This window comes from Terrimesophilobacter mesophilus (genome assembly GCF_014200375.1).
In the GTDB taxonomy this organism is placed as follows: domain Bacteria; phylum Actinomycetota; class Actinomycetes; order Actinomycetales; family Microbacteriaceae; genus Terrimesophilobacter; species Terrimesophilobacter mesophilus.
On sequence record NZ_JACHBP010000001.1, the window covers coordinates 462,181 to 475,712 of the forward strand.

The following is a 13,532-nucleotide window of genomic DNA, read 5'->3' on the forward strand; positions in this document are numbered from 1 at the left end:
TGGCTTCCAGCCTACCGCTGCGCCTGCGGATGATGTTTCGAGAGCTGGAACACACCGTAAACAGCCAGCGCTCCCGCCGCGATGTAGGCGACGGCCGCGAACCACGGCGCCCCGGATGCCTCCTGCAGTACGACGATCCCGATCGTCACGGCCACGAGCGGGTCGACGACGGTGAGCCCCGCAATGACGAGATCCGGAGGCCCGGACGAGTAGGCGTTCTGGACGAAGTAACCGCCGAGAACCGCCGCGGCGAGCAGTGCGACGATGCACGTGACGGTGAGCCATTCGAAGTCACCGGTCTTGGCCCGGTCGATCACGACCTTCGCGAGCGTCGCCACGAATCCGTAGAGAACCCCTGCGCCGAGGATGAAGCCGATCGCCTTGAACCGGTCGCGAAGGAACGCGAACGCGAGGGAGAAGCCCATCGTGATGACGCCGAGGATGGCGAGGATCACGCCGAGCTGCCCTGCACTGATCGGGCTCGACTTGGCCGTGAACGCCGCAACGGTCACGAAGATGCCGACGCCGCCCACACAGAACGCGATCGCCCGAATCGACTTGCGGTCGAGTGCGACCTTCGAAATCCGCGCGTTGACGATGGCGGTGATGACGAGCGCCGTCGCACCCAACGGCTGCACCACGATGATGGGCGCGAGGTACAGGCTCGTGAGCTGGAGAACGACGGCGAGCCCCAGCATGACGGTGCCGATGACCCAGGACGGCCGGGCGAGCAGAAGCAGCAGCTGTCTCGGGCTGAGTCCGGGGCTCGTGTCGATCTCACCCGTGTCGGCCTCGACCCGACCGACCCCTCGATGCTGGAACTGGGCTCCGAGGGCCAGGAACACCGCGGCGATCAGGGCGACGGGAATGCCAAGCCACTGGTTCGGGGTGAGAGTCACGAAGTGATCCGTGAAGTCACTCAGATCAGGCGGCACCCCACGACTTTACCGGTTGCGCACGGGATATTCTTGGCGAATGGCCGTACTCCCTATCCTCATCACGGGAGATCCCGTACTCCACAATCCCGCCCGCACCGTCACCGAATTCGATGACGCGCTGCACCAGCTCGTGGCGGACATGACGGAGACCATGAAGGCTGCGCCGGGCGTCGGACTCGCCGCCCCGCAGGTGGGCGTCCCGCTCCGCGTCTTCGTCTTCGACTGGACCGACGCCGACGGCGTGCACTCCGGCGCCGCCGTCAACCCTGAGCTGTGGATCACCCCGGTGCCGACGGGCGACCCGGATGAGGAGGCCGAGTCCGAGGGATGCCTGTCGATCCCCGGCGAGCGCTACCCGCTTCGGCGCGCTCCACAGGCGATCCTGCGAGCGGTGGATGCCGACCGGAAGCCCTTCGAGATCACGGCATCCGGTTGGCTGGCCCGCATCTTCCAGCACGAATTCGATCACCTCGACGGCATCCTGTACGCGGACCGGCTGGACCACGCGAACGTTCGTGCGGCATCCAAGGCGATCCGGAAGAACGGATGGGGGGTCCCCGATCTCAGCTGGCTGCCGGGAATCGACCACCTCGAGGGTTACTGAGCCGAAGCTAACCCCATCCGGACAACCGGATGAGCGCCGCCGTCGCCGCTGCGGCGACCACGACGACGACGAACGGCACGCGCAGGGCGAAGAGCACGACCGCGACGAGCACGGCTGGCACGCGCGCATCGAACTCGAGCCCGACGCCGTGCCCGAGCGTCTGAACGCCCACGAGTGCAGACAACAGGGCGACCGTGAGAAGGTTCGCGATGCGCGCGGGCGTCGGCCGGTCCAGCACTGACGACGGCACGAGGTAACCCGCGAGCTTGAGCGAGAGGCACGCGAGCGACGCGATGATCACGATGAGCCACATCGTCATATGCCCTCCCTCTCGAGGGGGATGAGCGGGGGCTCGGCGTTCGACAACCAGTTGAATCCGCCGACTACGACGGCGACGATCCCCGCCACCAGCACGGGCAGACCAGGGAGTAACACCGGGGTGAGGGCGACAGCGACGACCGCCGCTGCGGAAGCGACGGCAATCGTCTGCCGTTGCTTGAGCCGCGGCCACAGGAGGCCGACGAATGCGGCCGCGGCAGCCGCATCCAGCCCCCATTGGCGTGGATCGCCGAGGGCGTCGCCGATGAGCGCGCCGATGAGGCTCGTCAGGTTCCACCCGATGAACGTGGCCGCCGCCGTCGTCCAGAAACCGAGGCGCTGACTGCGCAGTGTCGGTTGGTTGGTCGAGACGGCGGTGGTCTCGTCGATCGTGACCCAGGCGGCGGCGACGCGCTTCCACCAGCGGCCGCCGATCATCGGGGCGACCCGAACACCGTAGATCCCGTTCCGGATGCCGAGGATCGCTGCACTCGCAATCGCCGTCGGCCCGGCGGCCACTCCGCCGGTCGCGAGGACTCCGATGAGGGCGAACTGCGAACCGCCGGTGAACATGACGAGGCTCATGACGCAGGTCTGCCAGACGTCGAGGCCCGCCGCCACCGCGAGGGCACCGTAGGAGACGCCGTACGCCGCCGCGGCGAGGCCGACCGCGAGACCCGCGCGGATCGCCGCGGAGTCTTCGCTACTTCTCGCCACGGCGACCGCCGAGGTTGACGCCGTGGACGCCGTTGTCGTACCGGAGTGCGGGGAACACCGCTGAGGTGGAGAATCCGACGCCGGGCACCGAGTACACGGTGAACACACCGCCGAACAGCTCGACCCGCTCGCGCATCTCGCTGATGCCGGGACCCGTCACGACATCCGTCAGGGCGCCGAGATCCTCGTCGACGGTTCCCTGCCTGGGCGGAGCGTCGTTGGGGTCGAGCCCATCGCGACGCAGCGCAGCGCGCACGCCGTCGTCGTCGACGAGCACCTGCAGGCCCTCGTCGCGCCAGGTCAGCGACACCGTCACATGGGTGCCCTCGCCGGCATGCTTCAGCGTGTTGGACAGCGACTCCTCGATGACCCGGTAGACGGCGAGTTCAGCGCCCTTGGGCAGGTCGAACGGCTCGCCACTCTCCTCCAGGTCGATGACGAGGCCGGCGTCGCGCATCACGGCGAGCAGATCGGGGACCCCGTCGATGCGCTGCTGCGGGAGCCGATCGTCCTGGTCCTCCCTGGCGACCGTGCCGATGCGACGAAGGTCCGCCAGTGCCTTCCGCGCCGTTTCGCCGATGGCCTCCGCCGCCCGGATCGGGCTCTCCGGATCGGCTGTAGCCGCGTGGCGAACGCTCTCCGCCTTCGTCACGATGCCGGAGATCGAGTGCGCGGCGACATCGTGCAGCTCGCGGACGATACGAAGTCGGGCGAGCAGTTCGCGGCCGGTCAGTTCGAGGTCGATGGCGTCCCGCTCGGCGTGCACCCTGGCTGCAGCCTCAGCGCGCCGCGTCCGCCGTGCTTTCCGCAGGAGGACCAGCAGAACGATGACGAGGACCACGAGAACGACCACCGCGATGAGCGTCGCCTGGGCGACGGCGAAGGCGTTCGCCTCGAGCCACGTCAACATCGGTATCCTCCTCGGCATCCGGCGCGTCGCGATGACTCGCGATCCGGTGCAGATCGAGGCTACCGGAATGGATGGCGAGGGAGAATTCCCTCGCCATCCACTCGTCGGTCATGGGTCGCTCAGGCGCCGGACCCGGAGTTCGCGCGCAGGACCTCGAGGCGTGCGCGGTAATCCTTCTCGTCGATGTCTCCCTGGGCGAATCGCTCGGCGAGGGTCGCCTCCGCGCTGCGAGTGGGGCCGAAGCGGCCGGGGCCGTCGTGGCCCGGTCCGTGCGGGCCGTACCCGTTCTCCCAGGCGCGACGACGCCAACGGCGACCGAAGATTCCGAAGAGAACGGCGAACACCAGGATCCAGAACAGTGGGATGAGGAACCCGAGCCACCAGAAGCCGAATGGCCCATGCATGTATGGGCCGGCTGCGGCGAGTGCGAGTGAAGTGAGCACGATGAACCTTTCAGTCGGGGCTCCGGATGAGCCCGTGTATCCAGCATCGCGATCGCGGTCGACGGGCGAATCTGCCGGTGGGATGCACTCCGTGTACTGCGCTCGGAGCAGGTCGGCGTGCCGAGCTACTCCGCACGGAACTGTGCCGGCCCGAGCTATTCCGCGAAGCCTGCGCGCACGAGTCCGGTCTCGTACGCGACGACGACGAGCTGTACCCGGTCGCGCGCGGCGAGCTTCGACATGATGCGGGAGACGTGCGTCTTGGCCGTGAGCGGGCTCAGGAAGAGTCGCCCGCCGATCTCGTCGTTCGTCAGACCCTGGCCGACGAGGGCGAGCACCTCGCGCTCCCGCTCCGTGAGTACCTGCAGCGCGTGGGCATCCGGGGGCTCTGTGAGGCGAGTCGAAATGCGTTCGAGCAGGCGGCGCGTGACACCGGGCGACAGGAGTGCGTCTCCGGCCGCGACGACCCGGACGGCGCGGATGAGCTCGACCGGCTCCGTATCCTTCACGAGGAAGCCGCTCGCCCCGGCGCGGATCGCGTGGCCGACGTACTCGTCCAGTTCGAAGGTCGTGACGATGACGATGTGGGTTCCGGCGAGCGCCTGGTCCCCGACGATCTGCTCCGTCGCCCACAGGCCGTCGCCGTCCGGCATCCGGATGTCCATGAGCACGACATCAGGGCGCGTGCCGGCCACGAGGGCGACGGCCTCCGTGCCGGTACCTGCCTCGCCGACGACCTCGAGGTCGGGCTCGGCCTCGAGGAGCGACCGGAAGCCGGCGCGGATGAGCTGCTGGTCGTCGGCGATCGCGACGCGGATGGTCATGGGCGTGCCTCTCGCATCGGGATCCGGGCTTCGACGCGGAAGCCTCCGAGTGGTTCGCGGCCGGCCTGGAGACTGCCGCCGAGCAGCTCGGCGCGCTCGCGCATGCCGAGCAGGCCGCGACCGTCACTGGCCGCAGGGTCGGCTGCGCCCGCCGACGTGCCGTCGTCGACGACGGTCACGACGTACTCCCCCGACTCTTCGGCGATCGTCACGCTCGCCGCCGTCGCCTTCGCGTGGCGCAGGACGTTCGTGAGCGACTCCTGCACGATGCGGTAGATCGCGAGCTGAGTCGCAGCAGGTGGCGGCGCCGTGACCGCGTCGTCGAGCGCGACAGTGATGCCCTGACTCGTCACGGAGGCCGCAAGGCCGGGCAGGCGGGAGAGGTCCGGCTCTGGGACGAGCGGCGCATCCGGGCTGCCGTCGGAGCGCAGGATGCCGAGGACCGAGCGCACCTCGTCGAGCGCAGTCTTGCTCGTGAGCTTGATGCTCGCGAGGGCGTCGGCCGCCTTCTGCGGCTGGGTTTCCATGAGGTGGAGGCCGACCCCCGCCTGCACATTGATCTGGCTGAGCGAGTGCGCGAGCACGTCGTGCAACTCGCGGGCGAGGCGCACCCGTTCGGCCTGCAGCTCGCTCGAGCGCCGTTCCGCGGCGATCCTGCGGTACTCGGCGAACTGTTCGCGCCGGGTGCGGAGGCCTTCGCCGATCCCGAACACGATGAGGATGCCGAGGGTCACCCCCGCGATGCGCAGCGGATGCCAGTTGACTCCGATTGCGAGCGCCCAGACGAGCGTGGTGAGCCAAGCTGCACCCACCGAGATCCAGGCCCACATCCGTGCACCGCGAACGATCGCGGAGACGATCGCGAAGCCGAGGGCGATGTACGGCGGCCAGTCCTGCCCGCCGAACAGCATCGCGATGGAGGCGGCTGCGGCCGTCACCGCCACGACCGGCCCGGGGAACCGTCGCGCGGCGATGAGGGCGAGCGGCCCCACGAGCATGATCGCGAGGGCGAACACGAACTCGCGCGGGTGCACGACCGGTGCCATCGGCGGGCCGAATCGCCGTGGAAGCAGCACGGGAACCACCTGGATCGCGAACGACAGGATGACCGGGACCCACAGCGTGGCCCAGTGAGGTGGCCCGGCTCCGCGGAACCCGTGGCCCTGCGAACCCGGCTGTGACATGAGTCGATCGTAGTTGCGCGGCACGGATGCGGCATCCGCTCCATGGAGTCGTCGGGTACTCCCGCGGGAGTACCCTCACCGGCGGGGCGCGGTCCGCGTCAGCCGACCGGAACGACTCCCGGACGGGTCCACTGCGGCACGGGGCGACCGTCCATCCGCCAGCCGGTGAAGGTCGGATCCTGTGGCCAGCCCTCCGGGGAGTCCTCCCACTCCTCCTGGCGACCGTACACGGTCATGTCCATGAGGTTGAGTGCGGCCATGATCGGCTCCGTGCCGCGATCGGTCGTGTCGTAGGTGAGGAAGACACGGTCGCCACGACGCAGGAAGCAGGTGAGATGACCGCCACCGGTGTAGGCGGGATCCTCGACACCGTAGACGGAGTACCACGGATGCGTGTAGCCCATGAACTCCCGGAACGGCGCCATCTCCTCGTATGGCCCTGCCCCGAAGACGGCGAAGCTGATGCCGCGCGCTTCCAGATATGCGGCGTCATGGAAGTTCCAGATCGACGCGGTGCATCCCTCGCACTGGCCCTCGAAGGGCTTGCCGAGGTGCCACATGTGCTTGTAGACGATGAGTTGGTCGCGCCCATCGAAGATGTCGAGCATCGAGGTCGGACCGTTCGCCCCGACGAGGGAGATCGGTGTGACCTCGGTCATCGGTAACCGGCGGCGTGCAGCAGCGATCGCATCGCCCTCGCGGGTGTGCGCCTTCTCGCGAACGAGCAGCTCACCCCGTTCGCGAAGCCAGGTCTCGCGGTCGACGACGGGAGGCGCAGGGGTGGTGATGTCGATGACAGCCATGGCGGGATCGTAGCCGATGGAACCCGGAGCGTTCCGAAAAAATTTGCTCCCCGACTTGGACTCGAACCAAGAACCTGCCGGTTAACAGCCGGCTGCTCTGCCAATTGAGCTATCGAGGAATGGCGATTCAGGTAGTCACTTTAGCAAAGAATGCGGAACCCCATCTGCCGCCCTCGTACCCGCGCATCACGAGAAGTCTGGCAGAAGGCAGGTCGGCGAGTCGATGAAGAGCGGCGTGCCGACCATCATCGGGATGCCGGACTGCGGGTCGAGCTGGAACGCGGCGAGGGTGCCGGAGTTCTGGTTCGCGACGAACAGCAGATTGCCGACGATGCACAGGCCCCGCGGCGTGTCACCGCCACTCGGCAGGTCGGCGATGGGCTCGAGCGTCTTCGCGTCGACGGCGACGATGCGGTTCGACCCGCGCAGCGCCGTATAGAGAAAGCGACCGGTCGGGTCGACGACGAGCCCAGCGGCGTGGTCCCCCGGCGCTGCACCCGACCCTCCGGACTGCACCACCTGCAGGTTCCGGCCGCCACCAAGGGCGAAGATCGATCCACCGAGCTCGCCCAGCAGGTAGACCTTGCCGGCCGTCGGGGATACCGCGAGGTCGCGAGGCCCCGTGCCTGCGGGAAGTTCGAGAGAGGATTCGAGGCCGAGCCGGCCATCCGCCCACCGGTACACGTTCACCCGGTCGGTGCCGAGGTCGGCGGTGATCGCGGTATCGCCGAACGCGAGAGTCGAATGCGGGTGAGGGCCGTCCTGTTCGGGTTTGGGCCCCTTGCCGCTCGATGTCAGCGATTGGTGGAGCGCGCCGATCTTCCCATCCGCGCCGATCGGGAACACGTCGACCTGTCCGGACCGATAGTTCGCCGCGTAGAGCCATTCCGGCGTTGCGGCCAGATGGCAGGGCTCCGTGCCTGATGTCGGCTGGCCGCCCATCGGGATGAGCGCGGTCGACTTCCCCTTGCGGAGAAAGGCCTCGACGCGCCCGTTCGCTTCGTCCACGGCGTAGATCATGCCCTCCACCGGGGAGTGGATGATGTACGACGGCGACGAGGTCACGGCGCCGATGCCGGCGAACTGCAAGCCCTTCTCCGTGAGTCGAACCGCCGAGATCCCCCGGGAGAATCCGCCCATGCTCGCGGTGTATGCACCTGCCCAAATGAGAGTCAATAGCCTGCCTCCGGGTCAACTATTCCGACGAATTTCGCGTGGTCCAGGAATGCTCGCACGTTAGTCTTCACCCTCTCCGCCAGGAGGGGAGTCGTCATTTCGGGCGTGTCGGCGCTGTGCGGCGTGATGATGGCGCGCGGCTCGGACCACAGCGGGTGGCCATCCGGAAGCGGCTCCGGATCGGTGACGTCCAGCCCTGCCCCTGCGATCCCCCCGGATGCCAGCGCGGCCGTCAGCGCGGCAGTGTCGACGAGCCCGCCACGCGCGACATTCACGAGAATCGCGGAATCCTTCATCGCCGCGAACTCCGCCTCACCCATGAGGTGCGTCGAATCCTTCGTCATGGCTGCTGCGACCACCACGACATCGGCATCGGGCAGGACCTCGTGGAGACGGTCGGCCGTGACCGTGCGCTCCGCTCCCGGCACCGGCTCCGGATGCCGCCTCACAATGGTCACGGAGGTGCGGAACGGCTCCAGCAGCCGCAGCAACTCGACGGCGATCCCTCCCGCGCCCACCACCACCACTCGTGCCCCGTAGAGCGACGCTCCGAGCTTCGGGCCCCAGCTCCGGGCGACGATGCGCATCGGCAGCTGGCGGAGCAGGGCCAGCATGAGCGCGAGAGCGTGCTCCGCGACCGGTTCGGCGTATGCGCCCTTCGCACTCGTCCACAGCGGATGCGTACCGGAGTGCTTCGCGAGGACCCCGGCGAACGCGTCGACTCCCGCCCACGGCAACTGCACCCAGTCGACATCCGGGTATTCGTCGAGGATGCCGGAGAACTCGTTCGCCCTCGCGTATGACAGCCACACGATGCCGCGGGTCGCGGCAGAAAGCGGCTCGACGATACCGCCGGCCTCCTGAATCGCCGACACGAAGAACTCCGTCGGCTCCGGGAGCACGGCGATCGGGCCCGGCCGCGGACGCCTCACAGCCGGCAGTTCCTCAGCCGGGGAGGCCAGCACCTCGCGATGCTGGACCGAGCCCCCACTCGATGTCATGCACCGACTGTATCGAATCGAGACGCCGCGAGGGCCTTCAAATACGGATGAACCGGGTCGGACAGTACCCCATTGATGGGGCCAAGCCCGACCACGTTTCCGCGGTGCAGCACCAGCATCCGCTCGGAACACTGCTCAATGACACCGAGGTCGCTGCTGACGATCACGGCGGAGAAACCGCGTTCGGCGCGCAGTTCGAGGAGCGCTTCGAGCACCCCCGATCTCACCGTCACATCGACTCCCCTGGTCGGCTCATCGGCGATGAGCAGGCGAGGTTCGAGCACGAGTGCGCGCGCGAGAGCGACCCTCTGTCGCTGGCCGCTGCTCAGTTCGTAAGGGAAACGGGACATGACGCGAAGGGGCAACCGCATCGCGTCGACGATCGTGGCGACGGCGGCCCCCGCCTCTCGGGAGCTGAATCGGCGGTCACGCGAGTAGATCGGTTCGGCGACGTTCTCGGCGACGGTCAACCTTGCATCGAGCTTCTCAGCGCCATCCTGGGCCAGGTAGCCGATCCGCAGGCGAAGCAGATCCCTACGGTGGGCGGAGATGCCCCTCACCGGCGTTCCGTCGACCGTCAGCGAACCACCGCAGATCCGGGGCGCGCTCACATCGCCCGACCCCGCGTCACCGCGCAGCGCCAGTGTCGCTGCGAGGGTGGACTTGCCAGAACCGGACTCGCCCACGACACCCAGGAAGTCGCCCTCCGCGAGGTCGAACGTCACACCACGGACCGCCACGAACCTCGAGCGGACATCCCTCGACCGGTACCGAATCGAGAGGTCATCGGCAACGATCATGGGCTCCGTCGAGTTCAACCGTCGGTCCCCGTATCCGCCAGCTCGCTCGCACGGAGGCGCCGCAGGTCTTCACGGCGCTTCGCCTGCAGGATCGGGTCCGGCACCGGCAAAGAGGCGAGAAGACGCTGCGTATACGGATGCTTCGGCGCGACGAGCACCTCCTCGCCCGTGCCCTCCTCCACGAGTCTGCCCTTGAACAGCACGGCGATCCGGTCGGCGAGGAGGTCGACGACGGCGAGGTCGTGGCTGATGAACAGCGCCGCGAATCCGAACTCGCGTTGGAGTTCTGCGAACAGTTCGAGGACCTTCGCCTGCACGGAGACGTCGAGTGCGCTCGTGGGTTCGTCGGCGATGAGCAGTTTCGGCTGGAGCGCGATGGCCCTCGCGAGGCTTGCGCGCTGGCGCTGGCCGCCGCTCAGCTCATGCGGGTAGCGGTCCCCGTAGCTGTGCGGCAGTTGCACCGCCTCGAGGAGTTCGTCGACCCGAGAGCGCGCGGCGGCGGCGTCCTGCGCCTTGCCGTGCACGATGAGCGGCTCCGCGACGCACTCCGCGATCGTGAGCAGCGGGTTGAAGCTCGTGGCCGGGTCCTGGAACACGAAGCCGATGTCGTGCCGGAGCGGACGGAAGTCCTTCTCGTGCACGCCGAGCATCTCCTGGCCGAGCACCCGAAGAGACCCGCCGGTCACCTTCGTGAGTCCGCCGATCGTGCGCCCGATCGTCGTCTTGCCGGACCCGCTCTCGCCGACGAGCCCGAGCACCTCGCGTGCGCCGATGTGGAAGCTCACTCCGTCGACGGCGCGGAATCCGCCACGGCCGAGCCGCCCCGGATACTCGATGACCAGGTCCTCGGCGACCACGAGCGGTTCGCCCGCTGTCCCCGCGGCCCGCTCCGCCGCCCGCTCCCGCGTGCGCGTCGTTCCGGCGCCGATGAACGGGACCGCCGCGAGAAGGCGCTTCGTGTAATCGTGCTCCGGGTGGTGGAACAGGCTGACGGCATCCGCCTCCTCGACCACCCGTCCCTGGTACATGACCGCGACCCGGTCGGCCAGATCCGCCACGACGCCCATGTTGTGGGTGATGAGCACGATCGCCGTATTGAACTCGTCACGGCAGCGGCGCAGCAGGTCGAGGATCTCCGCCTGCACCGTGACGTCCAGTGCCGTGGTCGGCTCGTCGGCGACGATGATCTCGGGGTCCAGCACGAGTGCCATCGCGATGACGATGCGCTGCTTCTGCCCGCCGGAGAACTGGTGCGGGTAGTAGTCGACCCTGTGCTCGGCATCCGGGATACCGACCCGCGTCATGATGTCGATCGCCTTCGCGCGCGCCTCCGCCTTGCTGTAGCGGCCGTGGGCACGAAGCCCCTCTGCGATCTGCCAACCGACCGTATAGACGGGATTCAGGGCGGTGGACGGCTCCTGGAACACCATGGCGGCGCCGGTGCCGCGGATCTCCCGCAACCTCGAGTGGGGAATCTCGATGACGTTGTCGTTGCCGATCAGGACCACGCCCGACGTGGTGGCGGTCTCCGGAAGAAGACCCAGGATCGTCTTCGCGGTCACGGTCTTGCCGCTGCCGCTCTCACCAACGATCGCGAGCACCTCGCCCGACCGAACCGACAGGCTCACGCCCTCGACGGCCCTGACGTCGCCGCCGTCCGTCGCGAACGTGACATTGAGGTCGTCGATCTCCAGGGCCTCCTGGCCCTTCGCCAGGCTGCTCACAGTGCCTCCTCCAGCTCGTCGACCTCGGTCGGGGTCGCGGAGCTCGCTATCGCACGATGCCTCGTCCGAAGCCTCGGATCGGCAAGGTCGTTGAGGCTCTCGCCGACGAGCGTGATACCGAGAACGACGAGCACGATGGCCGTGCCGGGGAAGATCGAGGTCCACCAGATGCCGGCGGCGACATCCGAGATCGACTTGTTGAGGTCGAAGCCCCACTCAGCCGCCGACGTCGGCTCAATGCCGAACCCGAGGAAGCCGAGGCCGGCGAGCGTCAGGATCGCCTCGGAGGCGTTGAGAGTAAGGATGAGCGGAAGGGTTCTCGTCGAGTTGCGGAGCACGTGCCGGAACATGACGCGCGCATTGCTCGCGCCGATGACCTTCGCCGACTCCACGAACGCCTCAGCCTTGATGCGCACCGTCTCCGAACGGATGACGCGGAAATACTGCGGGATGAACACGACCGTGATCGAGATGGCCGCCGCGAGAATGCCGAAGGAGAGGCTCGACTTGCCGCCGGAGAGCACGATCGACATGACGATCGCGAGCAGGAGGGATGGGAACGCGTAGATCGCGTCGCAGATCACGACGAGGACGCGGTCGAGCCAGCCTCCGAAGTAGCCGGAGACGAGGCCGAGCAGAACGCCGGCGAAGATCGAGAGGATGACCGCCACCACGATGACGAGGACTGCCGTCTGGGCGCCCCAGATGACCCGGGAGAGCACGTCGTATCCGCCGACAGTCGTCCCCAGAAGGTGAGCTCCACCCGGCGGAAGCTGTGCGCCGAACGTCCCGTTCGCGTCGCGCAGCTGATCGAAACGATACGGGGCGAGAATCGGGGCGAGCGCAGCGGTCAGCAGGAACACGACGATGATGACAAGGCCCGCGACGAGCATGCCTCGCTGCCAGCCGACGCTCTGCGCCAGTTGGCGCACGAGCGGGAGCCGCGACCAGATGCTGGGCCTGACGACGGTGGTCGTACTCATGTCAGTACCTCACCCTCGGGTCGATGAGCGCGGCTATCACGTCGACGATGAAGTTCGTGACCGCGACGATCACGGCGAGCAGGACGACGATGCCCTGCACCGCCACGAAGTCCCTGGCATTGATGTACTGCACGAGCATGAACCCGAGACCCTTCCACTCGAACGTCGTCTCGGTGAGGACCGCTCCCCCGAGCAGAAGCGCGATCTGAAGGCCGATGACCGTGATGATCGGGACGAGTGCCGGCTTGTATGCATGCTTGCGCACGAGCCGCAGCTCACCGACGCCGCGGGAACGTGCAGCGTCGACGTAGTCCTGGCCGAGCGTGCCGATCACGTTCAGGCGCACGAGACGCAGGAAGATCCCCGCGGTGAGCAGGCCGAGCGCGATCCCCGGCAGGAGCGCGTGCGTGAGAACGTCGGCGACATCCGCCGGGTTGCCGGTGCGGAACGCATCGATGAGGTAGATGTTCGTCGGATGGTCGAGCAGCTGCAGGTTCAACTCTGTGCCGACGCTCGCCCTGCCGTTCACGGGAAGGATCTTCAACCACACGGAGAAGATGAGCTTGAGCAGGAGCCCTGCGAAGAAGACCGGCGTCGCGTAGAAGAGGATCGCGAACACACGGAGTACGGCATCCGGCCACTTGTCGCGAAGGTACGCGGCGAGCATGCCGAGCGGGATGCCGACGATGAACGCGACGATGAGGGCGTAGAACGCGAGCTCGAGTGTCGCGCCACCGTAGGTGAGGAGGATCTCGGAGATCGGCCGGTTGTCGCTGATCGTCGTACCGAAGTTGCCCGTCGCGACCTGCCCGAGATACTCGAAGTACTGGATCCAGATCGGCCGGTCGTAACCGGCGGCGTGGATGCGATCCGCCAGCTGGTCCGGCGTCAGCCGACCGCCGAGCGCCGCCGTGATCGGGTCGCCGATCATGTGCATGAGGATGAACACCATCGACACGAGGATGAACACCGTCGGAATGATGAGGATGAGCCGGATGAGGATGTAGCGGCCGAGCGTCCCGCCGGAACCCTTGGATCGCGCCTTCTGCGCGGGCTCTGCACCCGGGGAGGGCGCATTCGAAACTGCGGTTGCTGTCATCATCGCCA

At 67.7% G+C, this 13,532-nt stretch carries 15 protein-coding genes and 1 tRNA gene; 1 reads left to right on the forward strand and 15 read right to left on the reverse strand.

Annotated elements, in window-relative coordinates:
• Window positions 1–11 precede the first annotated feature (11 nt).
• A complete protein-coding gene (locus BKA04_RS02250) occupies window positions 12–935 on the reverse strand; it encodes a DMT family transporter (protein WP_167309640.1) in 924 nt (307 codons plus the stop codon).
• A 40-nt stretch (window positions 936–975) separates the two neighbouring features.
• Here BKA04_RS02250 and def point away from each other — a divergent pair, with 40 nt between their 5' ends.
• On the forward strand, window positions 976–1,542 hold the full coding sequence (gene def, locus BKA04_RS02255) for a peptide deformylase (protein WP_104094956.1): 567 nt from the start codon (window positions 976–978) through the stop codon (window positions 1,540–1,542).
• A 7-nt stretch (window positions 1,543–1,549) separates the two neighbouring features.
• Here def and BKA04_RS02260 read toward each other — a convergent pair whose 3' ends face one another.
• From BKA04_RS02260 to BKA04_RS02325, 14 genes are all read right to left on the reverse strand, one after another.
• Window positions 1,550–1,861, reverse strand: a complete 312-nt coding sequence (locus BKA04_RS02260) for an AzlD domain-containing protein (RefSeq protein WP_104094957.1) — start codon at window positions 1,859–1,861, stop codon at window positions 1,550–1,552.
• Window positions 1,858–2,577 (reverse strand): AzlC family ABC transporter permease, encoded by a 720-nt coding sequence (locus BKA04_RS02265; protein ID WP_104094958.1) that lies wholly within the window; start codon window positions 2,575–2,577, stop codon window positions 1,858–1,860. The genes BKA04_RS02260 and BKA04_RS02265 overlap by 4 nt, the downstream gene beginning before the upstream one ends.
• Entirely contained in the window at window positions 2,564–3,487 is a 924-nt protein-coding gene (locus BKA04_RS02270) for a sensor histidine kinase (protein ID WP_167309641.1), read from the reverse strand. The genes BKA04_RS02265 and BKA04_RS02270 overlap by 14 nt, the downstream gene beginning before the upstream one ends.
• Window positions 3,488–3,606: 119 nt before the next feature.
• Complete coding sequence (locus BKA04_RS02275) at window positions 3,607–3,930, reverse strand: SHOCT domain-containing protein (RefSeq protein WP_104094960.1); 324 nt, start codon at window positions 3,928–3,930, stop codon at window positions 3,607–3,609.
• A 155-nt stretch (window positions 3,931–4,085) separates the two neighbouring features.
• Window positions 4,086–4,754 carry a response regulator gene (locus tag BKA04_RS02280; protein ID WP_104094961.1) on the reverse strand — a complete coding sequence of 223 codons (669 nt, stop codon included), beginning with the start codon at window positions 4,752–4,754 and terminating at the stop codon, window positions 4,086–4,088.
• Window positions 4,751–5,938: a sensor histidine kinase gene (locus BKA04_RS02285; protein ID WP_134542214.1), complete on the reverse strand. Its 1,188-nt coding sequence runs from the start codon at window positions 5,936–5,938 to the stop codon at window positions 4,751–4,753. Before BKA04_RS02285 ends, BKA04_RS02280 begins: the two co-directional genes overlap by 4 nt.
• A gap of 98 nt (window positions 5,939–6,036) precedes the next feature.
• Window positions 6,037–6,741 (reverse strand): DUF899 family protein, encoded by a 705-nt coding sequence (locus BKA04_RS02290; protein WP_104094963.1) that lies wholly within the window; start codon window positions 6,739–6,741, stop codon window positions 6,037–6,039.
• A 46-nt stretch (window positions 6,742–6,787) separates the two neighbouring features.
• A tRNA-Asn gene (locus BKA04_RS02295) sits at window positions 6,788–6,860 on the reverse strand.
• A 67-nt stretch (window positions 6,861–6,927) separates the two neighbouring features.
• Window positions 6,928–7,917, reverse strand: a complete 990-nt coding sequence (locus BKA04_RS02300) for a lactonase family protein (RefSeq protein WP_267898934.1) — start codon at window positions 7,915–7,917, stop codon at window positions 6,928–6,930.
• Window positions 7,914–8,918, reverse strand: a complete 1,005-nt coding sequence (locus BKA04_RS02305) for an NAD(P)-dependent oxidoreductase (protein WP_104094965.1) — start codon at window positions 8,916–8,918, stop codon at window positions 7,914–7,916. Before BKA04_RS02305 ends, BKA04_RS02300 begins: the two co-directional genes overlap by 4 nt.
• A complete protein-coding gene (locus BKA04_RS02310; protein WP_167309642.1) occupies window positions 8,915–9,718 on the reverse strand; it encodes an ATP-binding cassette domain-containing protein in 804 nt (267 codons plus the stop codon). The genes BKA04_RS02305 and BKA04_RS02310 overlap by 4 nt, the downstream gene beginning before the upstream one ends.
• Before the next feature lie 14 nt (window positions 9,719–9,732).
• On the reverse strand, window positions 9,733–11,442 hold the full coding sequence (locus BKA04_RS02315; protein ID WP_232841937.1) for a dipeptide ABC transporter ATP-binding protein: 1,710 nt from the start codon (window positions 11,440–11,442) through the stop codon (window positions 9,733–9,735).
• Window positions 11,439–12,425 carry an ABC transporter permease gene (locus BKA04_RS02320; protein ID WP_104094966.1) on the reverse strand — a complete coding sequence of 329 codons (987 nt, stop codon included), beginning with the start codon at window positions 12,423–12,425 and terminating at the stop codon, window positions 11,439–11,441. The genes BKA04_RS02315 and BKA04_RS02320 overlap by 4 nt, the downstream gene beginning before the upstream one ends.
• Before the next feature lies 1 nt (window position 12,426).
• A complete protein-coding gene (locus tag BKA04_RS02325; protein ID WP_408646432.1) occupies window positions 12,427–13,527 on the reverse strand; it encodes an ABC transporter permease in 1,101 nt (366 codons plus the stop codon).
• Between the last annotated feature and the right edge of the window lie 5 nt (window positions 13,528–13,532).

What these genes read in the sequence shown, in the direction of transcription:
- def (WP_104094956.1), top strand. Translation starts at nt 976, where the DNA reads ATGGCCGTACTCCCTATCCTCATCACGGGAGATCCCGTACTCCACAAT.
- BKA04_RS02260 (WP_104094957.1), bottom strand. Translation starts at nt 1,861, where the DNA reads ATGACGATGTGGCTCATCGTGATCATCGCGTCGCTCGCGTGCCTCTCG.
- BKA04_RS02270 (WP_167309641.1), bottom strand. Translation starts at nt 3,487, where the DNA reads ATGTTGACGTGGCTCGAGGCGAACGCCTTCGCCGTCGCCCAGGCGACG.
- BKA04_RS02280 (WP_104094961.1), bottom strand. Translation starts at nt 4,754, where the DNA reads ATGACCATCCGCGTCGCGATCGCCGACGACCAGCAGCTCATCCGCGCC.
- BKA04_RS02285 (WP_134542214.1), bottom strand. Translation starts at nt 5,938, where the DNA reads ATGTCACAGCCGGGTTCGCAGGGCCACGGGTTCCGCGGAGCCGGGCCA.
- BKA04_RS02290 (WP_104094963.1), bottom strand. Translation starts at nt 6,741, where the DNA reads ATGGCTGTCATCGACATCACCACCCCTGCGCCTCCCGTCGTCGACCGC.
- BKA04_RS02305 (WP_104094965.1), bottom strand. Translation starts at nt 8,918, where the DNA reads ATGACATCGAGTGGGGGCTCGGTCCAGCATCGCGAGGTGCTGGCCTCC.
- BKA04_RS02310 (WP_167309642.1), bottom strand. Translation starts at nt 9,718, where the DNA reads ATGATCGTTGCCGATGACCTCTCGATTCGGTACCGGTCGAGGGATGTC.
- BKA04_RS02320 (WP_104094966.1), bottom strand. Translation starts at nt 12,425, where the DNA reads ATGAGTACGACCACCGTCGTCAGGCCCAGCATCTGGTCGCGGCTCCCG.
- BKA04_RS02325 (WP_408646432.1), bottom strand. Translation starts at nt 13,527, where the DNA reads ATGATGACAGCAACCGCAGTTTCGAATGCGCCCTCCCCGGGTGCAGAG.